This window comes from Actinosynnema sp. NPDC091369 (genome assembly GCF_044757065.1).
Taxonomy (GTDB): domain Bacteria; phylum Actinomycetota; class Actinomycetes; order Mycobacteriales; family Pseudonocardiaceae; genus Actinosynnema.
Window position 1 is genome coordinate 772,697 of sequence record NZ_JBIVUG010000003.1, and the last position, 21,298, is coordinate 793,994.

The following is a 21,298-nucleotide window of genomic DNA, read 5'->3' on the forward strand; positions in this document are numbered from 1 at the left end:
GCACCACGTCAGGCGTCGGGCCGGTCGTCGAACAGCGGCTGCCACCGGCCGTCGAAGCCGCCGACGGCCGCCAGGTGCCAGCCCGGCGGCAGCCACGCGCCCACCTCGCGGCTCGCGCTGTCGTCGATCCCGCCCGAGTGCACGAAGTACTCGTGCTGCCGCCAGTACGCGCCGTGCGACGCCAGGTCGCCGCTGACCGCGCCGCGGCTGCGGCCCGAGCTGTCCAGGCCCGTGCCCGCGAACCCGCCGAAGTCGTCCGACCCGGACGGCGTGTCCTCGTCCAGCTCGGCCGAGTACGCGCCGAAGAACCACGCCTTCGACAGGTAGCCCTCGCGGCCGTCGGTGAGGTCGGAGGCGGCGTCGTCGCGGGACCGGGTGTAGAACCGCTGCACGCCCGTGCCGATGCCCAGCGCGGGCGTCTCGAACCGCACGTCCACCACGTCGGTGGCCAGCCAGTGCCGCTGCCACGCCGCCTGCGACCAGTGCGTGGGCACGATGTCGGCCAGGTCCTGCAACTCGTACGTCAGCCGCTTGACCCGCGGCCACGCCACCTTCGTGCCGTTGTCCACCCGGCTGGCCTGCGCGGACGCGTTGGCGAAGGTCAGCGGCACGGCGCCGAGGGCCGCCACCGCGCCCGCCGCGCCCTCGGGCGTGAACGCGTAGTGCACGTTGCGCCGGTCGTCGCTGCCGGAGATGCGGACCTCGGCGTTCGCGCCCGCCGCCATCCGACCCGAGACGTGGGCCCAGGTGTCGGTGACGAACCGCAGCTCGTGCGCGTGGGGTCCGGCGGCGGGCAGGTCGAAGTCGCTCTCGTCGGCCTGCCACAGCAGCAGGTGCTTGCCGGTCGACGTCTGGAGGAAGTTCACGTCCGGGTCGTAGGACCGCCGCATGACGTGGTCCTTGTGGTGCGTCACGGTGGCGTTGGCGAAAGACTCGCCTGCGCCGCCCGGCGTGCCGGTCACCCCGCGCACCACGATCTCCACCCGTTCCCAGTCGTGGATCTCGTCGCCGTCCTTGTCGGCCGCGTTGTAGACGTGGTAGAGCAGCACCAACGACTTGCTGCCGTTCTCGGTGAACTCCAGCAGCGCGGTGTAGAGCGTCGGCCGGATCCGCCACCGGTCGTAGCCCGCGGCGTTGGCGACGTACTGGGGGACGAGCTCCCAGTTCGCCCGGTTGGTGGCGTAGACGCCGTCCCGGTCGAAGTCGAAGTTCGCGAGCCAGTCGCGGCCCTGCTTGCCGTCGTTCTCGTCACCCCGCTTGAGGATGACGGGTGCGTAGTGGTTCAGGTACGCCTGGCGCTGCGCGGTGGTCAGCGCCCACGACGCCTGGGCCGCCGCCGGCGCGGTCAGGGACGCCGCGAACACGGCCGCGACGAGCACGAGCAATCGGGTCATTCCCCCGACTCTCGCCCCGTCGCGGCCGGCTGTCAGCGGGGTCCCGCCCCGCCGGAGCGGGACCCCGTAGCGCGGATCACCCGACAGCGGTCAGGCGATGGTCCACTTCTGGTTGGCCGCGCCCGTGCAGGTCCAGATCTGCAACCGGGTGCCGTCGGCGCTGTTGTTGCCGGTGACGTCCACGCACTTGCCGGTCGCCGGGTTCACCAGGTCGCGGCCCGAGGTGTAAGTCCACTGCTGGTTCGCGCCGCCCGCGCAGCTCCACAGCTGCAACTGGGCGCCGTCGGCCGTGCCGCGGTCCTTGATGTCCAGGCACTTGCCCAGCGCGCGCAGCGTGCCGTCACCGGGCCGCGACCACTGCTGCGCCGCCGTGCCGTTGCACGTGTACAGCTGCACGGCCGCGCCGTCCGCGCTGCTCGCACCGGCCACGTCGACGCACTTGCCGGCCAGGCCGGTGATCGCGCCACCGCCCGTGCCGCCGCCGTTGCCGGGCGTGCCCTGCCAGGTGAACGTCGCCGAGGTGCGGGCGGGCAGGGTGTAGGTGAACGACTGGTTGCCCCAGTTGACGCGGATCGACTGCGCCGACGTGCCGCCGTTGTGCGCGATCAGGGCCTTGGAGCCGTCCGGGTTGCGGTAGGCCACGTTCTGCACGGTGCCGTTCGCGGTCGAGTCGATCCGGTACGCGCCGGGCCTGACGAACTTCGTCAGGTGCCCGGTCGTGTAGTACTCGACGGTGTAGTCGACCTGGCCGGCCCGCGAACCGCCCTCCTGCACGGTGATCAGGCCGGTGCACGTGCCGCAGCCGCCGTTGTGCGGGCCCATGTTCTGGTTCAGCGCCAGGCTCCACTTCACCAGGCTGGAGCTGTAGTTGCGGGCGTAGTTGACGATGTCGGCCATGTCCTCGTTGTGCTGGTTCGAGATCCACGTGCCGCCGGAGTGCTCCGTGCTGAACTGCTTCACGTTCGGGTACTGGTTGCGCACCTGCGTGCCGACGGCCGGGTCGCCGAAGTAGCCGTGCCACGCGATGCCGCCGAACAGCGGGTCGTTGCGCACGCCCGCGTCGTTGAGGACGCCGGAGCCGAAGTTGGCGTAGTCGCCGTAGTTCCAGTCGTGCACCAGCACCTTGGTGTTGATGCCCGCCGCGCGGAACGCCGGGTAGAGGTTGTTCTTGGTGAACTCGACCAGGCCGGCCGGGTTCCAGCTCATGCCGGGGTAGTCCATCGCGGTCGGGTTGGACGCCTGGCAGCAGTTGGGCTCGTTCTGCACCGACACGTAGTCGACCGGGATGCCCGCGGCCTGGTAGCTCTGCACGTACTTCACGAAGTACTGCGCGTACATCGGCGCGTACTCCCACTTGAGCCAGCCCATCTGGTCCATGCGGCCGTTGTCCTTCATCCAGCCCGGCGCGCTCCACGGCACGCCCTTGACCCGCAGCTGCGGGTTGAGCTGCTTGGCCTGCTGCGTCAGCAGCCGCACGTTGGTGTCGTAGCCGTTCGCGCCCCAGTCGTTGAGGTCGCAGCACGTGTCGTCGAGCGAGACGTTGCCGGGCCGGGACAGGTCGGACGCGCCGATCGGGTTGCGCACGAACGACAGGCCGATGCCGTCGACCGGGTGGAACAGCTTGCGCATCACCGCGTCCCGCGTCGCGGCCGACACCGGACCGCCGCGCAGCAGGTAGGCGGTGGTGTCGGTGATCGACGCGCCGCCGCCCTCGAACTGCTGGTAGGTCGTGCCCTCGTTGACGGTGATGGTGTGGGTCGCGCTGCCGCCGTTGGCGCTGAACGCGATCGACGGCTGCTGCTGGAGGCCGCGGGTGACGACTCGGCCGCCGCTGTCGGAGGTGGTGGTCAGGTAGACGTTCACGGTCTCACCCGCGGCCGCGGCGGGTTGGGAAGCGGCGAGCGCGGCGGTGGCGGTGACCACGGCTATGCCGGCGCTGACGAAAGCCCGACGGTGGGAAGAGGGCACCCCGGACTCCTTTCACGACGTTGTGGGCAGGGGTCGGCAGTCTGAAACAACGTGGAACATTTGTGGAACTTGTCCGCACGTGAAGGAAACAATGGCGCCGAACCCGTGTCAAGGTCGTGCATTCAGACCGGTAAATACCGTGAAAAGACGGTGGAACGCGGGCCGTCAGCCGCGCGGCACGGGCCCCGTCGACGCCCGGACCACCAGTTCCGTGGCCAGCTCCACGTGCAGCGCCTCCAGCTCGTGCCGGTCCAGCAGCCGCATCAGCAGCGTCACGGCCATCCGGCCCATCTCCTGCAACGGCTGCCGCACGGTGGTCAGCTCCGGCGTGGTGGCGCGGCTGAGGTCGAGGTCGTCGAAACCCGCGATCGACACGTCACCCGGCACGTCCAGGCCCAGCTCCCGGGCCGCCCGCAACGCGCCGACCGCCATCTTGTCGTTGAACGCGGCCAGCGCCGTGGGCCGGTCCGCCAGGCCGAGCAGGTCGCGGGCGACCCGGTGGCCGTTCTCCTCGGTCGGCTCGTCCACGTGCCGCAGCAGCTCCGCCGACGGCAGCACGCCCACGTCGGACAGCGCCGCCGCGTACCCGGCGAGCCTGCCGTCGCCGGCCTGCCAGTCGGCGGGCCCGCCGATGATGCCGATCCGCCGGTGCCCCAGCTCCACCAGGTGCGCCATCAACCGCCGCGCGCCCGCGAAGTGCGCCGCCGACACCGACGCCACGTCCCGCGGCAGCTCGGTGCGCGGGTCCACCACCACGAACGGGAACCGGCGGTCGCGCAGCCGGACCAGCTCCTCGGCGGGCTCCGGTGGCAGGATCAGGATCGCGCCGCCCACGTCGGAGCGGGCCGCGAGACCCGGCAGCGCCGACTCCCGCTGCGCCGACACGCCCGCGCTGAGCAGGACCTGCCGCCCGTGCCGGGCCACCGTCTCGGCGACGCTGGACACGATCAACCCGAAGTAGTCGGTGAGCAGGTACGGGCAGCGCACGTAGACCGGGCCCGCCGGCTTCGCGCCCCGCGTGCGCGGCGCCTCACCGCCCAGCCCGGCCACGGCCTTGAGCACCAGCTCGCGGGTGTGCTCGGCGACGTTCGCCTGACCGTTGAGCACCCGGGACACCGTGGCGATGGAAAGCCCGGTCACCCGTGCCACGTCCCGCACCGTCGCCCTGGCCATGCGCGCCCCCGTTCCACCCGTTGTTTCAGGATGTTACAGGGTGTGTGGACGTAGTCCGGCCCACCTGGGGCCCAGGGGGCGCGCACACGTGCGCTCGCGCGCGGATTTCGGCAGGCTGTGCAGATGACCACCTCCGAGGCACCCGCGCGGATCGCCGTCACCGGGCTCGCCGTCATGGGCAGCAACCTGGCGCGCAACCTCGCCCGGCACGGCTACCGCGTCGCCGTGCACAACCGCAGCCACGCCCGCACCGAAGCGCTGATCGCCGACCACGGCCACGAGGGCGACTTCGTGCCCGCCGAGACGCTGGCAGAGCTCGTCGCGAGCCTCCAGACGCCCCGCCAGATCATCATCATGGTCAAGGCGGGCGCCCCCACCGACGCCGTCATCGACGAGCTGGTGCCGTTGCTGGAGCCCGGCGACATGGTGATCGACGGCGGCAACGCCCACTTCGCCGACACCCGCCGCCGCGAGGCCGCGCTGAAGGAGGCCGGGCTGCACTTCGTCGGCGCGGGCATCTCCGGCGGCGAGGAGGGCGCGCTCAACGGGCCGTCGATCATGCCGGGCGGCTCGAAGGAGTCCTACCGGCACCTCGGGCCGGTGCTGGAGGACATCGCGGCCAAGGTGGACGACGTGGCGTGCTGCGTGCACGTCGGACCCGACGGCGCCGGGCACTTCGTGAAGATGGTGCACAACGGCATCGAGTACGCCGACATGCAGCTCATCGCCGAGGCGTACGACCTGCTGCACCGGGTCGGCGGCATGGCGCCCGCCGAGGTCGCCGAGGTCTTCCGCGGCTGGAACACCGGCGACCTGGAGTCCTACCTGGTCGAGATCACCGCCGAGGTGCTCGGCCACGTCGACGCCGACACCGGCGCGGCGCTGGTGGACGTGATCGCGGACGAGGCCGAGCAGAAGGGCACCGGCCGCTGGACCGTGCAGGAGGCGCTGGAGCTGGGCGTGCCGGTGACCGGCATCGCCGAGGCGGTGTTCGCCCGGTCGCTGTCCGGGCGGGCGGGCCAGCGGCAGGCGGTGCGGGCGGCGTTCGGGCCCGCCGAGGTCGTCGGCGGCACGGCCGACTCGCTGGTCGAGGACGTGCGGCAGGCGCTGTACGCGTCGAAGGTCGTGGCGTACGCGCAGGGCTTCGACCAGATGCGCGCGGCGAGCGCCGAGTACGGCTGGGACCTCGACCTGGGCGCGATGGCCACGATCTGGCGCGGCGGCTGCATCATCCGGGCCCGGTTCCTCGACCGCATCCGCGAGGCTTACGACAAGGACCCGGAGCTGGCGTCGCTGCTCGTGGACGACTACTTCCGGGACGCGGTGCGCTCGGCCGAGGCGGCGTGGCGGCGGGTCGTGGTGAAGGCGGTGACCGCGGGCGTGCCCGCGCCCGGCTTCGTGTCCGCGCTGGCGTACTACGACGGGCTGCGGTCCGAGCGGCTGCCCGCCTCGCTCATCCAGGGCCTGCGCGACTTCTTCGGCGCGCACACCTACCGCCGCACCGACCGCGAGGGCAGCTTCCACACCCTCTGGTCGGGTGACAGGTCTCAAGTGGACGCCTGAGACCACCGGCCCGATCATGGCCGGGTGCGTGAGCATGCCCGGCGCCACCCCGTCACGGCCGGCTACCTGTCGGCCGTGGCGGGGCTCGCGCTGCTGATGCGGTTCGTGTTCGCCGACGGGATGTCCGCGCAGGTGCGGGCGTCGCTGAGCACGAACGCGGCCAACCTGGCCGACCACCCGGTGAACGCGGTGCTGGGCAGCGCGTTCGTGCTCGACCCCGTCGGCGACGGGCTGGTGGCCACCGCCCTCGCCGTGGTCGCCGTGCTGATCTGCCTCGGCGCGCTGGAACGCGAGGTGGGCCCGTGGCGGGCGGTCGCCGTGGTCCTCATCGGACACGTCGGCGCGGTCGTCGTCACGGCCCTCGTCATCTCTTCGGGTGCCTACCCGACCGACCTGACCGCCGTGGTCGACGTCGGTGTCGGCTACGTGGCGTTCGCCGCGGCCGGCGCCATCACCGTGCTGGGGCCGGTGGTGCTGCGCGTGCCGTGGCTGGCACTGCTCGTCGCGTACCCCCTGGTGGACGCCGAGTGGTTCGGCGCGCTGCCCGAGTTCGCCGCCGTCGGGCACGTGGTGGCCGTCCTCTTCGGACTGTGCGGCGGCGCGGTCGCGGTCGCCCGCGCCTACGCTGCCGTCGGGCGCTAGGTCCGTCACCAGGGGTGACGACCCCGGTCGTGATCAACACGACCGGGTGGAACGGCTGTCAGACCGCCCACCTCCTCCGCCATCATGGTCTGGACGCGACCTGTGCGACGCGGGCTGTGCCGACACCTTGTGCCGACACGGAGGTGCCACCGTGGCGAACCCTCACCACCGCGCCGGGGCCGAGTTCCGACTCGCCGCCTTCTGGCCGCGCCTGCTGCCGCCCTTAGCGCGTCCCTAGGCACTCCTCTCCGAACGACGACACCCCGCGCGCCGCGTGGGGCGATACCCCCTTGCCAGGAGGAAGGACCGCGGCATGAACCGCCCACGCCCCACCAAGTCCCACGCAGGCGAGCACACCACGGCAGGCCCCCCGGGCGGTCTGGGCACCGTGCTGCGGCACGACCTGCCCGCGTCCGTGGTGGTGTTCCTGGTCGCCGTGCCGCTCTCGCTCGGCGTCGCCGCCGCGACCGGCGCGCCCCTGATGGCCGGGCTGATCTCCGGCGTCGTCGGCGGCATCGTGGCCGGCTCCCTGTCCGGCTCGCCGTTGCAGATCAGCGGCGCCGCCACCGGCCTGGTGGTGATCACCGGCGGGCTCGTCGCCGAGTACGGCTGGCCCGCCACCGCGGCCATCACGCTCGCCGCGGGCGCCGTGCAACTGCTGTTCGGCCTGGCCAAGCTCGGCCGGATGGCGCTGTCCCTCTCACCCGCCGTGGTGCACGGCATGCTGGCGGGCATCGGCCTGAGCATCGCGGTCGGGCAGCTGGCCGTCGTCGTCGGCGGCACCGCGGCCACCTCCGTGCTGGACAACCTCGCCAAGGTGGCCACGACGGAGGTGCGGTGGTCGGCCGTCTTCGTCGGCGCGCTGGCGGTCGCCGCGCTGGTGCTGTGGCCGCTGGTGCCGCGCGCCTCCGTCGTGCCCGCGCCGCTGGTGGCCGTGCTGGTGGCGACGCTCGCGACGACCGGGTTCGACGTGGACCGGGTGCACCTGCCCGGCGAGCTGCTCAGCCAGGTCGTGCTGCCGGAACTGCCGTCCGGCGGCTTCGGCGGGATCGCGTTCGCGGTGCTCACCGTGGCCGTGGTGGCCAGCATGGAGTCGCTGCTGTCCGCGGTCGCGGTCGACAAGCTGCACACCGGGCCGCGCGCCGACCTCGACCGCGAGCTGATCGCGCAGGGCACCGCCAACGCCGTGTCGGGCGCGCTGGGCGGGCTGCCGATCGCGGGCGGCATCGCCCGCGGCTCGACCAACGTCGCCGCGGGCGCGCGCACCCGCGCGTCGACCGTGCTGCACGGCGTGTGGATCGCGTTGTTCGTGATCGCGCTGGGCTCGGTGCTGGAGCTGATCCCGCTGGCCGCGCTGGCCGGCGTGCTGCTGGTGGTGGGCGTGCGGCTGGTGAGCGTGCGCCGGATGCGCGCGCTGTGGCGGCACGGGGAGTTCTCCGCCTACGCGATCACCCTCGTGGGCGTGGTGGTGCTCGGTCTGGTGGAGGGCGTGCTGCTGGGCGTCGCGCTGGCGGCGCTGCGGTCGCTGCACCGGCTGACCCGCGCCTCGGTGCGCGTGGAGCAGGAGCCCGACGGCTGGCGCGTGGTGATCCGCGGCTCGCTGGTGTTCTTCGGCGCCGGGCGCCTGGTGCGCGGGCTGCGCGCCATCCCGTTGGGGCAGCGCGTCGTCCTGGAGCTGCACATCGACTTCCTCGACCACGGCGCGTACGAGGCGATCGACGACTGGCGCGTCGGCTACGAGCGGCTGGGCGGCCACGTCGAGGTGGACGAGGTCCACGACACCTGGTTCAGCAAGGCCACCAAGGGCATCCCCGCGCTGCGCAAGACACCGCTGTCGCCACTGCCGAGGTGGTTCGCGCCGTGGTCGCACTGGCAGCGCCACCGGCACGTCACCGTGCCCCGTCCGCGTGCGGACGTCGACCCGATGATCCGCGGCATGCGCGAGTTCGAGCGCACCACCGCGCCGCTGGTCCGCCCGTTCCTGGCGGAGCTGGCCGCGCGCGGCCAACGCCCGCGCCAGCTGTTCATCACGTGCGCCGACTCCCGCGTCGTGCCCAACCTGATCACCACGAGCGGTCCGGGCGACCTGTTCTGCGTGCGCAACATCGGCAACCTCGTGCCGCTGGACGGCGACGACTCGGTGGGCGCGGCGATCGAGTACGCGGTGGAGGTGCTCGCGGTCGACACGATCGCCGTGTGCGGCCACTCCGACTGCGGCGCGATGAAGGCGGTCGTGGAGGGCTCGACCCGGCCGGGCACCCACCTGCACACGTGGCTGAAGGCGGTCGAACCGAGCCTGATCCGCTTCCACGCGGGCGAGTCCGAGCTCCCCGTGGTCGAACGCCTGTCGGTCGCCAACGTCGCCCAGCAACTGGACAACCTGCTGGCCTACCGCAGCGTGCGCGAGGCCGTGGCCACCGGCTCCCTGCGCCTGGTCGGGATGTACTTCGACATCTCCACCGCCCGCGTCTACCTGGTCGACCCCGACCACGACGGCCTCCACCCGGTCCACGCCTGACCCACTTGCTCCCGCCCCGGCCTCATATCCGGCTGACCGCGAGGTCGCGTCGACCGTTCGCGTCCTCATTTCCGACGATCACGCTTTTCGATCGTCGGAAATCAGGGCGCGAACGGTCGACTTCCCGGCGACCTCGCCCGCCGTCTGCGGAGCAGCGGCCATGGAACACGGGGTGGTCGGCCCCCTCACCGGACCGACCACCCCGTGCCGAGCCTCGCCACCGAGCCGGTCCCGGTCGGGGGCTCGGGGTCGGTTCGCGTGGGGGCTCGGATGGGGTCGGGCGGCGCTGGTGGGGCTCGATTGCGGGGGAGGCGCGTCGCCCGACCGGGCTGGGTGCTAGCCGACGCTGCGCAGGTGCTTGCGGTGGTTGCCGGACGGCTCGTCGCCGCCGACGGTGAGGGCGAGCTGCGCGCCGAGGTACGCCCGGCACGGCGAGGGCGGGCGGCGGCTCCAGCGGCGGGTGCGGCAGGTGGGGCAGCGGCCGTGCTCGTCGGGCGTGTGCTCGTCGAGCAGGGCCTTGACCGCGGTCACCACCCTGGGCAGTTCGCAGCGGGCGAGTTCGACCGCCGTCTCGTCGTCGCCGGTCGAGGCGAGGCGGACCAGCGTGGCCAGGTGTTCTCGGAGGGACCGGTCGAGCTGGCTGAAGACGGTGGTGGACACCTTCAGCGCTCCTTCCCTGGGGGCGGTGTGCTCACCGCAGCCTGTTACCGCGTCCGGCCGTCTGCAAGTTGCAGTACACGAATGGATGACGTCACTTTGCTCCGTTGGCGCACGGCCACAGACTGGGCTGCGGCCCCCGGGTCGGGGCCGTCGACGAAAGGTGTTCCGCATGCCACGGGGCAGCAGCCCGACGCTGCGCAAGCGACGGCTGGTGAGCGAGCTGCGCCGGCTGCGCGAGGCGGCCGACCTCACCATCGAGGACGTCGCCGGGCGGCTGGAGTGCTCGGCGTCGAAGATCAGCCGCATCGAGACCGGCCGCGTCGGCGTCACCCCGCGCGACGTGCGCGACATGCTGTCGGCCTACGGCGCGGACCGGGCCACGCTGGACGAGCTGGTGCAGTTGGCGCGGGACGCGCGGCGGCGGGCGTGGTGGGACGAGTTCGGCGACATCGCGCCGGGCCGCTACGTCGGGTTCGAGGCCGACGCCGATCGGGTGCGCACCTACCAGGGCCTGATGGTGCCCGGCCTGCTCCAGTCCGAGGCTTACACCAGGGCGTTGATCCGGGCGGTGCTGCCGGACGCCGCGCCGGCCGAGGTGGACCGGCGGGTCGAGCTGCGCAAGGCGCGGCAGGCGCTGCTGGTGGAGGACGACCCGCTGTCGTTGCACGCGGTGGTGGACGAGGCAGCCTTGCGGAGGCTGGTGGGCGGCCGGGAGGTGATGGCCGAGCAGCTGACGCGACTGAACGAAGTCGGGGAATTGCCGAATATCACCCTCCAGGTCGTCCCATTCGAGGCGGGCGGTCACGCTGCGATGGACGGTCCGTTCGTCATCCTGTCGTTTCCCGAGCAGTCGGATCCGGCCGTGGTATACATCGAAAGCCCGAAGGGCGACGTTTATTGGGAACAGCCCTCGGACGTCGCCCGGTATTCCGACATGTTCGCTCGGCTCAGCGCCGACTCGCTCGACCCGGCCGCCTCGTCCGCGCTGATCGGGAGGGTGGCGCGGGAGCTCGCCTGAATCCGAGGTGAACTGCCATGCAACGCCAGTGGCGCAAGAGCACGCGGTCGTCCGCGGGTGGCCCGGAGTGCGTGGAAATCGCGCTCGACCCGAACGGGGTGGGCGTGCGCGATTCGAAGAACCGAACCGGCGGCGAGTTGGACTTCGGTTTCGCGCAGTGGTCGCGATTCGTGGACGCCGCGAAGGGCGGCACGGTCGACCGGCCCTGACCGCCGGTCCGTTCACCTCGGGGGCGTGCCTCAGGGCGCGCCCCTGACTTTCGACCGGGTACCCGTACGACCTTGGTCTGGTGGCCGGTCAGCCCCCGGTCCGATGCGCCCCCCGGCGTGGTTGCGGTGGACTCCCCTTAGCCTGCACTCCGGTGCTCGTCATGATCCACAGGGGGATGAACCATGGCCTTGCTGACCGACGCCCTGGAAGGGCTGGCCGGTCTGCCGCAGCCCGCCGTGCTCGCGGTGACGGGCGCGTTGACGTTGGCGGAGTGCACGCTGGGCGTGGGCTTCATCGCGCCGGGGGAGAGCGCGCTGCTGCTGGCCGCCACCACGGTCACCAGCGCGTCCCGGTTCCTGGTGATGTGGCTGGTGGTGTCGGTGTGCGCGGTGGCGGGCGACAGCATCGGCTACTTCCTCGGCCGCCGGTACGGCGACCGGCTGCGGGACAGCAAGGTGGTGCGCAAGCTCGGCCAGGAGCACTGGGACAAGGCGGGCGCGCTGCTGCGCAAGCGCGGCGCGTGGGCGGTGTTCTTCGCCCGGTTCATGCCGGTGGTGCGGACCCTGGTGCCCGCGTCGGCGGGCGCGTCGAAGCTGGAGTACCGCCGGTTCCTGCCGGCCTCGATCGCGGGCGCGGTGAGCTGGTCGGCGCTGCACATCGGCATCGGCTCGGCCGCGGGCGCGTCGGCGAAGTACATCGAGTCGGTGTTCAACGGCGCCATGTGGGGCCTGATGGGCGTCGCCGTCGTGGTCGGCGTCGTGATCACCCTGCGCCGCCGCCGCAAGTCCGCCAAGGCCGCGACCGAGCCGCGTGAGCTGGAAGAGGTCGCCTGACCCCGGACGTGGTCGAAGGGGCCGCGTCCGGGGGTTCGGTCCCGGTCGCGGCCCCTTCCACTGGGGGGAGGGCAATGGAGGTGGGCCGTCCCCTACCGGACGACCCGTCTCCGGGTGGAGAAGGGGACGAGGGCGGGCCGGCGTTCCGCCGCCGCGGGCTGGATGCCCCTTGCACGCCGGCCTGCCCTCGTCGTTCAGGGAGAGCAGCGGATGTTCCGCTGTCTGGTCCAACCTCGCTCACCGGGGTTCGCCCTGTGTGGTTGATCGGACACGCTTAGCGTAAGAATGCGGCTACAGGACGACTGGAGCCGGACTGAAGTGATCTCCTAGGCTCGGTCTGGGTCTCAACGTGTCGGCGAAGGATCGGTCGGTGGCAGACGGCGACGGCGAGCGCTTGCGGTTCGAGGTGCTCGGCCTGCTCCGGGCGGTGCGCGGTGGCGGGGAGGTCGACCTCGGCGCCGCCAAGCAGCGCGCCGTGCTGGCGGTGCTGCTGCTGGCCCGCAACACGCCGGTCAGTCGCGACCAGATCATCGAGGCGGTGTGGGGCGACAACACGCCCACCAGCGCGGTCAACCTCGTGCAGACCTACGTGGCCGGGCTGCGCCGCGCGCTGGAGCCCAGCCGGGCCCGCCGCGCGCCGGCCGAGCTGCTGACCTCCGTCGGCGACGGCTACCTGCTCCGCGTCGACCCGCAGCAGGTCGACCTGGACGAGTTCGAGCGGGGCGTGGCGGCGGCGGCCCGGTCGCGCGCGGCCGGTGACCTGATCGCGGCGGCCACCGCGCTGGACGAGGCGCTGGGCCTGTGGCGCGGCGAACCGCTGGGCGGGGTCGCGGGCCTGTTCGCCGAGGTCGAGCGCGGCCGGCTGGCGGAGCGCAGGCTCGCCGTGCTGGAGGAGCGGGCCGAACTGCTCCTGCTGATCGGCCGCGGCGCGGAGCTGGTGCCGTCGTTGACCACGCTGGTCGGCGAGCACCCGTTGCGGGAACGCGGGCACGGCCTGCTGATGCGCGCGTTGTGCCAGGCGGGGCGGCAGGCCGAGGCGCTGGCCGTCTACCGCGAGGCGCGCCGGGTGCTGGTGGAGGAGCTGGGCGTCGAGCCGGGGCCGGAGCTGCGCAAGCTCCAGCAGGCCGTGCTGGCGGGGGAGAACCCCGAGCCGGACCGCCCGACCCGGCCGATGGCGCTGCGCCCGGTGGGCGAGTCCGCGCCCGCCATCACACCCGCCCAGCTGCCGCGCGCCTCGGCGTCCCTGATCGGCCGCGACGACGAGCTCAAGCGCCTGGACGGCCTGCTGGCGTCCTACCCGGAGGGCGGGCTGGTCCTCGTCGTCACGGGCCCGGCGGGCGTCGGCAAGACCGCGCTCGCCCTGCACTGGGCGCAACGGGTGCGCGAGGACTTCCCGGACGGCCAGCTCTACGTCGACCTGCACGGCTACGACCCGAACCAGGAGCCGCTGGGCGCGGGCGAGGTGCTGAGCCGGTTCCTGCGCACGCTGGGCGTGCCGTCGCCGGACATCCCGGTGACGGTGGAGGAGCGGTCGGCGCTGTTCCGCACGCTCATCGCCGACCGGCGCATGGTGGTGATGCTGGACAACGCCCGCGGCTCGACCGAGCTGCTGCCGCTGCTGCCCGGACCGCCGTCGTGCGTGCTGGTGACGTCCCGCCGGCGGTTGGTCGGCCTGGTCGCGCACGCGGAGGCGCGGCTGGTCGAGCTGGACATGCTGGACCCGGACGCGTCGGTGGCCGTGGTCAGCCGGGTCGCGGGCCGGGACGCGACGGAGGCCGCGGCGCTGCGCCGGCTGGCGGTGCTGTGCGACGGGCTGCCGCTGGCGCTGCGCATCGCCGCCGCCCGGCTGGCGGTCGCGCCGTCGTTGCGGGTGGCCGAACTCGTCGCCGAGCTGGACGACGAGCACGGCCGGCTGGCCGCCCTGGGCCTTGAGGACGAGGACTCCACGGTGCGGGCGGCGCTGGACGCGTCCCGCCGGGCGCTGTCGCCGCTGCCCGCGCGGCTGCTGGCGCTGCTCGGCCTGCACCCCGGCCCGGACGTGACGGCGTTCGTGGCGGCCTCCATGGCGCAGGTGCGGGTGGGTGACGCGCAGCGCGCGCTGGACGCGTTGACGGCGGCGAACCTGCTGTCGGTCAACGAGCCCGGTCGGTACGGGGCGCACGACCTGGTGCGCGTCTACATGCGGACGCTGGCCGCCGAGCTGCCCGGGGCCGAGCGGCACGAGGCGACCGGCCGGATGCTCGACCACTACCTGCACTGCGCGGACCTGGCCGACGGCCGGCTGCCGGTGACGCGGGGCAGCAGCGTGCGGGTCGCGCCCGAGCACGTGCCCGCCGAGACTCCGAAGCTGACCACGTCGGCCGAGGCGATCGCCTGGCTGGACGCCGAGCAGGCCAACATCATCGCCGCCGCCGAGCTGGCCGCCGTGCCGGGCTCGGACCCGGGGTGGCTGGTGCACGCCTGGCAGCTGCCCTACACGCTGTCGCGGTTCCTGTGGCTGCGGGCGGACCGGACCACGTGGCTGAGCACGACGGAGGCCGCGCTGGAGGCCGCCACGAGGCTGGGCGACCCCGAGGCGCGGTTCGTGATGCTGTTCAACCTCGGCATCGCGCTGGCCCAGTTTCAGCGGATGGACGAGTCGCTGTCCCGCCACCGCGAGGCGCTGGAGGTGGCGCGGGCGTCCGGCGACGTGAACGCGCAGGCCAGAGCCCTGACCACGGTCGCGGACATGTTGCAGTTCCTGGGCCGGGTGGACGAGTCGGAAGCCTCGTACCGGGAGGCGCTGGAGGTCAGCCGGGCGGCCGGGTCGCGGTGGGCCGAGGCGAACGCCCACCACAACCTCGGGCTGCTGCACCTGGCGTCACGCCGCTACGACGAGGCCAAGACGTGGCTGCGGGCGGCGGTGACGATGTACCGGGAGGTCGGCGAGCAGTGCGGCGAGTCGACCTGCCACACCGACCTCGCGATGGTGCTGCTGGAGTCGGGGGAGGGCGGCGACGCGGTCACGTCGGCGCGCACGGCGTTGTCGGTGGCCTCGGCGGCGGCCAGCCCGTACCACCAGGCGATGGCGCACGACCGGCTGGCCACCGTGTTCGACCGGCAGGGCCTGCCCGGCGCGGTGGCGCACTGGCAGCGGGCGCTGGCGCTGTTCACCGAGCTGGGCGCGCCGGAGTCCGACCAGGTGCGGGAACGGCTGGCCCGCGCCCGCGCCACCACGACCGCCTGATCGCACCACCCCTGCATGGTCTGGACCTATTGACAGAGAGGTCTAGACCTATTTACGGTTCGGTGGCTGCGTCGTGGCCGCCGCCTCGTGCAGGAGGTGTGCTGGCCTTGTCCAGGAGAACCAGGTTGTCGCCGCTCGTGGCGTTGCTCGCCGCGGTGGCCGGACTCGTCGTCGCCGTCGTGTCCCCGTCGTCGCCCACCGCCGCCGCCGCGGGGGAGGAGTGCCGTCCCGACGGCCTCTACCAGACCCCCGGCGTCGCCGTCCCGTACTGCTCCGCCTACGACGCCGACGGCCGCGAGTCGTTGGGCCCCAACCACTCCCGCCGCGTCATCGGCTACTTCACCAGCTGGCGCACGGGCCGCAACGGCGCGCCCGCCTACCTGGCGTCCGACATCCCGTGGACCAAGGTCACCCACCTCAACTACGCGTTCGCGCACATCGACGCGCAGAACCGGGTGTCCGTGGGGCCCGACGGCCCGGACAACGCCTCCACCGGCATGACCTGGCCGGGCGTCGACCTCGACCCGTCGCTGCCGTACAAGGGCCACTTCAACCTGCTCTCCAAGTACAAGAAGCAGTACCCGAACGTGAAGACGCTGATCTCGGTCGGCGGCTGGGCGGAGACGGGCGGCTTCTTCAACGCCGACGGCACGCGCAACGCCTCCGGCGGCTTCTACAAGCTCGGCGCGCAGCCACAGGCCACTGTGGACGCCTTCGCCGACTCCGCCGTGGACTTCATCCGCAAGTACGGCTTCAACGGCGTGGACATCGACTACGAGTACGCCACGTCGAACAACCACGCGGGCAACCCGGACGACTTCTGGATCTCCAACGTCAACCGCGGCACGCTGTGGGCGGGCTACGAGAAGATCATGAAGACGTTGCGGGAGAAGCTGGACCGCGCCTCGGCGCAGGACGGCAGGCACTACCTGCTCACCGCCGCCGTGCCCGCCTCGGGCTGGCTCCTGCGCGGCCAGGAGGCTTACCAGGTCACCCGCTACCTCGACTACCTCAACGTGATGAGCTACGACCTGCACGGCTCGTGGAACCACTTCGTCGGCCCGAACGCCGCGCTCTACGACGACGGCAAGGACGGCGAGCTCGCCGCGGGCGGCGTCTACACCGCGCCGCAGTACGAGGGCATGGGCTACCTGAACACCGACTGGGCCTACCACTACTACCGGGGCGCGATGCAGGCCGGCCGGATCAACATCGGCGTCCCGTTCTACAGCCGCGGCTGGCAGGGCGTCACCGGCGGTACGAACGGGCTGTGGGGCCGGGCCGCGCTGCCGGACCAGACGAAGTGCCCGCCCGGCACCGGTTCCAGCGTCGGCTCGACCACCCCGTGCGGCAACGGCGCGGTCGGCATCGACAACCTGTGGCACGACTCCACCGCGGGCGGCGCGGAAGTGCCGTCGGGCGTGAACCCCATGTGGCACGCCAAGAACCTGGAGAACGAGATCACCCCGGACTACCTGGCCCAGCACGGCCTGGACCCGGCCAACGACCCGACCGACCGGATCTCCGGCTCCTACACCCGGTTCTACGACAGCACGCTCACCTCGCCGTGGCTGTGGAACGCCGACAAGAAGGTGTTCCTGTCCACCGAGGACGAGCAGTCGATCGCGGCCAAGGCCAAGTACGTGGCGGACAAGGGCATCGGCGGCATCATGATCTGGGAGCTGGCGGGCGACTACCGCTTCGACAGCGCCAAGGGCCAGTACACGGTCGGCGACACCCTGCTCAGCAAGATCAACGAGGGGTTGCGCGGCGCGGCGCCGTACGGCGCGCGGAAGGCCGCCGGGACCACGCCGAGCCAGGTGCTCGACGTGAGCGCCACCGTCTCCGGGTTCGCCCTCGGTGACAACAACTACCCGATCACGCCGAAGCTGAAGCTGACCAACAACTCGACCACCACCCTGCCGGGCGGCACGAAGATCGAGTTCGACTACGGCACCAGCGCGCCCGGCAGCATGGCCGACCAGTCCGGCTTCGGGCTCCGGGTCACCGCCAAGGGCCACTCCGGCGGCAACGTCGGCGGGCTCAAGGGCGACTTCCAGCACGTCGAGCTGACGCTGCCGACCTGGCAGTCGCTCGCGCCCGGCGCGTCGGTCGACGTCGCGCTGAGCTACCAGCTGCCCATCGCCTCGCCGTCGAACTTCAAGCTGACCTTCGGCGGCCAGTCCTACGCCATCGCCTCCGACCACCCGCGCGGCGGCGGTTCCGACCAGACCACGACCACGACGACCAGCACGACGACGACCACCACCACGACCACCACCACGACCACCACGACCACCGGCCAACCGAGCTGCACCGCGCCCGCGTGGGACCGGGCCAAGGTCTACAACGGCGGCAACGAGGTCTCCCACCGGGGCAAGCGCTGGCAGGCCAAGTGGTGGACGCAGGGCGACGAGCCGGGCACGACCGGCGAGTGGGGCGTCTGGCGCGACCTCGGCGCCTGCTGAGGGGCCCTCGACGTGCGCTGACCTGCGCCTGAGGCATCCCTTACCCGCCGTCTGCCACCCCTTACGGCGGCGGGTAAGGGCACCAGCGCCGCAACCCACGTGAACACCCGATGCCGGGCCACCCACCTCAGGACGACTGTTCGTGTCACCAGAGAGAAGCAGGACGACACGAGGAGCAAGTCATCATGGAGTGGACGCCCGAGTCCTTGAAGGCGGAGATCGACTACCGGCAGGCCGCGCTGCGCGCGGACGCGGCGCACTACCGCGTCGGCCGGCAGTCGCACGCGGCGAAGCGGTCGTGGTGGCGGCGGATCGGCCACCGCCCCGGCCCGGATCAGCCCGCCGGCGGAAATGACCACCGCGACGCCGCCTGAGGTGTGACAGCATGCCTGGTGTGGCACGCCTCGGTTCCGGAATCCCCTTGGTGGCGCGTAGCCGGGAGATGACCAGGCTGCGCGCCGCCCTGGACGACGCCGCGCGCGGCGAGGCAGGCGCGATCCTGCTGGCAGGCGACGCGGGCGTGGGCAAGACCCGGCTGGTGGACGAGCTGTCCGCCACGGCGGGTGACGCGCTCGTGCTCACCGGCCGCTGCCTGGACGTCGGCGAGACCGGTCTGCCGTACCTGCCCTTCACCGAGGCGTTGGGGCAGGTGCGGCAGGCCGGTCTGCTCGACGTCGCGGCCCGGCCCGCGCTGGGCCTGCTGCTGCCGGAGCTGGCGCTGCCGGCGGGCCACGACGGCAGCACGTCGGTGTCCGGCCTGCCGTCGCACCTGGTCGGCCGCCGCCCCGAGCAGGACATCGGCCAGTTGCAGCTGTTCGACGCGGTGCACGGCCTGCTCGGCGAGCTGGCCGAGCAGCGGCCCGTGCTGCTGGTGCTCGAAGACCTGCACTGGGCCGACGCCTCCACCCGCTACCTGCTGTCGTTCCTGCTCTCGCGGCTGCGCGCGCAGCGGCTGCTGGTGGTCGGCACCTACCGCTCCGACGACCTGCACCGCAGCCACCCGCTGCGCCCCCTGCTCAACGAGCTGGTGCGGCTGCCCGCCGTGCGCCGGCTCGACCTGACCCCGCTGAGCGCGATCGACGCGCGCTCGTTCGTCGCCGCGCTGGCCGACGACCTGTCCGACGAGCTCGTGCTGGAGGTCGCCGAGCGCTCCGACGGCAACCCGTTCTTCGCCGAGGAGCTGATCGCCGTCGCCGCCTGCGGTGACCGCGAGGTGCCGTGGACGCTCGCCGAGGTGCTGCTGGCCCGCATCGAACGCCTCTCCCCGGACACCCAGCGCGTGGTGCGGGTGGCGTCGGTCGGCGGCCGGTCCGTGCGCCACGACCTGCTGCGCGACGTGGCCGGCATGGACGACGTGGTGCTCGACACCGCGCTGCGCGAGGCCGTGCAGCACCACGTGCTGCTGGTCGACGGCGCGGAGGTCTACACGTTCCGGCACGCGTTGCTGCGCGAGACCGTCTACCACGACCTGCTGCCCGGTGAGCGCGTGCGGCTGCACTCCGCGTACGCGGACCGGCTGGCCTCGTCCGGCGACCGGGGCGCCGCCGCCGCGCTGGCCCACCACAGCCTGGAGTCCCACGACCTGGCCCGCGCGCTGCGCGCGTCGGTCGAAGCGGGGCAGGAGGCGCAGGCCGCGGGCGCGCCCGCCGAGTCGTTGCGGCACCTGGAGCAGGCGCTGAAGCTGTGGCACGCGGTGCCCGCCGACCAGCGTCCGCCGCGGTTGACCGAGTTGTCCCTGCTGCGCAGCGCGTCGTGGGCGGCGGGCACGGCGGGCCAGCCCGAGCGGGCCATCGCGTTCGCCCGCACCGGCACGACCGCGGTGGACGGGAGCGACCCCGAGGAGGCCGCCGAGATGTGGCGGCGCTTCGCGCAGGCGTTGCAGGTGATCGACGGCACCGACGACGAGAAGTACCACGCGGTGGAGGAGGCGTGGCGGCTGGTCCGGGACCGGCCCGCCAGCCCGGCCCGCGCGTGGGTGCTGGCGGTGTGGGCGGCGGCGCTGCGGCACGACCGCAAGTACGCCGAGGCGCGGGAGCGGGCCGAGCTGGCGGTCGCGGACGGCCGCGCGGTGTGCGCGGAGTCGGCCGTGGCGGACGCGCTGACCACGTTGGGCCTGCTCGACGAGCCCGACGGGCAGGTGTCGCGGGCCCGCGAGCACCTGACGGCCGCGGTGGCGTGCGCGATGGAGGCCGACGCGGTCAGCACCGAGCTGCGGGCCCGGTACTTCCTCGGCCTGCACCACTACGACCTCGGCGAGCTGGACGAGGCCGGGCGGGTGTTCGACGAAGGCGTGGCGCGGGCCAAGGCGACCGGGCTGACCTGGAGCTCGTTCGGCCTGGAGCTGCGCATCCTGCAGGTGCTGACCAAGTACTACCGCGGCGAGTGGGACGGCGCGGCGACCGCCGCCGAACCGCCCGGCCTGCGGGTGTCCAGCACGGTGTCGGCGCGCCTGGCCGCGGCGGGCACGCACGTGGCGGTCAGCCGCGGCGAGTTCGACCAGGCCGAGCGGATGATCCGGGAGCTGCGCGCGGACTGGCACCGCGACCTGCAGATCGCGTTGATCACCGGCGGCACGGGCGCGGAGCTGGCGCTGTGGCGCGGGCAGCCGGAGCTGGCCGTGGACCGGGTCGCGGACGCGATCAGCTGGTCGCGCAAGGAGGGCGAGTGGCTGCTGGCGGGCATCCGGCTGGCGGCCCTCGGCGTGGCCGGGCACGGGGAGATCGCGGCACGGGCGCGGCGGCGCAAGGACCGGGCGGCCGAGGAGGGTGCCGTGCGGGCGGGCCGGGAGCTGGCCGAGTACGCGCGCACCACGTCCGAGCTGGGCAACCCGCGTTCGGGCGTGCTGGGCCCGGAGGGGCGGGCGTGGCTGCTGCGGGTGGCTGCCGAGGAGTCCCGGTTGACCGGATCGGGTGATCCGGAGCTGTGGCGGGGCGTGGTCGACGCGTTCGGCTTCGGGTCGGTGTTCGAGCAGGCCGTGTGCCGGTGGCGGCTGGCCGAGGCGCTGCTGGGCGCGGACCGGCGCGAGGAGGCGGCGGCCGAGTTGCGGCTGGCCAGCGCGGTGGCCGACGAGCTGGGCGCGGCGCCGTTGCGGGAGGCGCTGGACCTGGTCGCCCGGCGGGCCCGGGTGGCGTTGCGCGACGTCGGGCCGCGCGACCGGGTGGACCCGTTCACGCCGCGGGAGCGGTCGGTGCTGGAGCTGGTCGCGCTGGGTCGGACGAACCGGCAGGTCGGCGAGGAGCTCTACATCTCGGAGAAGACGGTCAGCGTGCACCTGAGCCGGATCATGTCCAAGCTGGGCGCGAGCCGCCGGGCCGAAGCCGTGGCCAACGCCTTCGACCGGGGCCTGCTCGACCTGCCGACCCAACCCGACCCCGCGTGAGTCCTACCTCCAGCCCGCGTGAGTCCTACGTTCACACCGCGTGAGTCCTACGTTCAGGCACCCCGAGTTCAACGCTCAGGACGGCCCAGCCGTGTTCTGAGCGTTGAACTCGGGTGTTCCGAACGTAGGACTCTCGCGTTCCGAACGTAGGACTCTCGCGTTCTGGACGTAGGACTCGCGGGAGTCAGACCTCGGGACTAGGGCGTCTCATCCCGCCGGTTGACCACCGGTTCCGCCGCCGAGGTG

The 21,298-nt window shown here is 72.9% G+C and carries 14 protein-coding genes; 10 read left to right on the forward strand and 4 right to left on the reverse strand.

What is annotated here, in order from left to right; all coding sequences use genetic code 11:
• Positions 1-8: 8 nt before the first annotated feature.
• From ACIQMJ_RS16290 to ACIQMJ_RS16300, 3 genes are all read right to left on the reverse strand, one after another.
• Entirely contained in the window at positions 9-1,394 is a 1,386-nt protein-coding gene (locus ACIQMJ_RS16290) for a hypothetical protein (protein WP_499761762.1), read from the reverse strand.
• 90 nt (positions 1,395-1,484) lie between these two features.
• A complete protein-coding gene (locus ACIQMJ_RS16295; RefSeq protein WP_499761763.1) occupies positions 1,485-3,362 on the reverse strand; it encodes a ricin-type beta-trefoil lectin domain protein in 1,878 nt (625 codons plus the stop codon).
• 165 nt (positions 3,363-3,527) lie between these two features.
• Positions 3,528-4,535, reverse strand: a complete 1,008-nt coding sequence (locus ACIQMJ_RS16300; RefSeq protein ID WP_499761764.1) for a LacI family DNA-binding transcriptional regulator — start codon at positions 4,533-4,535, stop codon at positions 3,528-3,530.
• Between the two features lie 123 nt (positions 4,536-4,658).
• Here ACIQMJ_RS16300 and gnd point away from each other — a divergent pair, with 123 nt between their 5' ends.
• From gnd to ACIQMJ_RS16315, 3 genes are all read left to right on the forward strand, one after another.
• On the forward strand, positions 4,659-6,098 hold the full coding sequence (gnd, locus tag ACIQMJ_RS16305) for an NADP-dependent phosphogluconate dehydrogenase (protein WP_499761765.1): 1,440 nt from the start codon (positions 4,659-4,661) through the stop codon (positions 6,096-6,098).
• A 24-nt stretch (positions 6,099-6,122) separates the two neighbouring features.
• Positions 6,123-6,740, forward strand: coding sequence for a rhomboid-like protein (locus tag ACIQMJ_RS16310; protein ID WP_499761766.1), 618 nt, complete (start codon positions 6,123-6,125; stop codon positions 6,738-6,740).
• 313 nt (positions 6,741-7,053) lie between these two features.
• Complete coding sequence (locus ACIQMJ_RS16315; RefSeq protein ID WP_499761767.1) at positions 7,054-9,258, forward strand: SulP family inorganic anion transporter; 2,205 nt, start codon at positions 7,054-7,056, stop codon at positions 9,256-9,258.
• A 336-nt stretch (positions 9,259-9,594) separates the two neighbouring features.
• Here the strand turns inward: ACIQMJ_RS16315 and ACIQMJ_RS16320 are convergent, their stop codons facing one another.
• Positions 9,595-9,918, reverse strand: coding sequence for a hypothetical protein (locus tag ACIQMJ_RS16320; RefSeq protein ID WP_499761768.1), 324 nt, complete (start codon positions 9,916-9,918; stop codon positions 9,595-9,597).
• Positions 9,919-10,087: 169 nt separating this feature from the next.
• Here ACIQMJ_RS16320 and ACIQMJ_RS16325 point away from each other — a divergent pair, with 169 nt between their 5' ends.
• From ACIQMJ_RS16325 to ACIQMJ_RS16355, 7 genes are all read left to right on the forward strand, one after another.
• The gene (locus ACIQMJ_RS16325) at positions 10,088-10,936 is read left to right on the forward strand and encodes a helix-turn-helix domain-containing protein (protein ID WP_499761769.1); all 849 of its coding nucleotides are present in this window, start codon (positions 10,088-10,090) and stop codon (positions 10,934-10,936) included.
• Between the two features lie 17 nt (positions 10,937-10,953).
• Positions 10,954-11,145: a DUF397 domain-containing protein gene (locus ACIQMJ_RS16330; RefSeq protein WP_499761770.1), complete on the forward strand. Its 192-nt coding sequence runs from the start codon at positions 10,954-10,956 to the stop codon at positions 11,143-11,145.
• 183 nt (positions 11,146-11,328) lie between these two features.
• Positions 11,329-11,979: a DedA family protein gene (locus ACIQMJ_RS16335; protein ID WP_499761771.1), complete on the forward strand. Its 651-nt coding sequence runs from the start codon at positions 11,329-11,331 to the stop codon at positions 11,977-11,979.
• A gap of 370 nt (positions 11,980-12,349) precedes the next feature.
• Entirely contained in the window at positions 12,350-15,205 is a 2,856-nt protein-coding gene (locus ACIQMJ_RS16340) for an AfsR/SARP family transcriptional regulator (RefSeq protein ID WP_499761772.1), read from the forward strand.
• 107 nt (positions 15,206-15,312) lie between these two features.
• Entirely contained in the window at positions 15,313-17,673 is a 2,361-nt protein-coding gene (locus tag ACIQMJ_RS16345) for a chitinase C-terminal domain-containing protein (protein ID WP_499761773.1), read from the forward strand.
• 185 nt (positions 17,674-17,858) lie between these two features.
• A complete protein-coding gene (locus ACIQMJ_RS16350; protein WP_499761774.1) occupies positions 17,859-18,047 on the forward strand; it encodes a hypothetical protein in 189 nt (62 codons plus the stop codon).
• Positions 18,048-18,058: 11 nt separating this feature from the next.
• On the forward strand, positions 18,059-21,052 hold the full coding sequence (locus tag ACIQMJ_RS16355; protein WP_499761775.1) for a helix-turn-helix transcriptional regulator: 2,994 nt from the start codon (positions 18,059-18,061) through the stop codon (positions 21,050-21,052).
• Positions 21,053-21,298 lie beyond the last annotated feature (246 nt).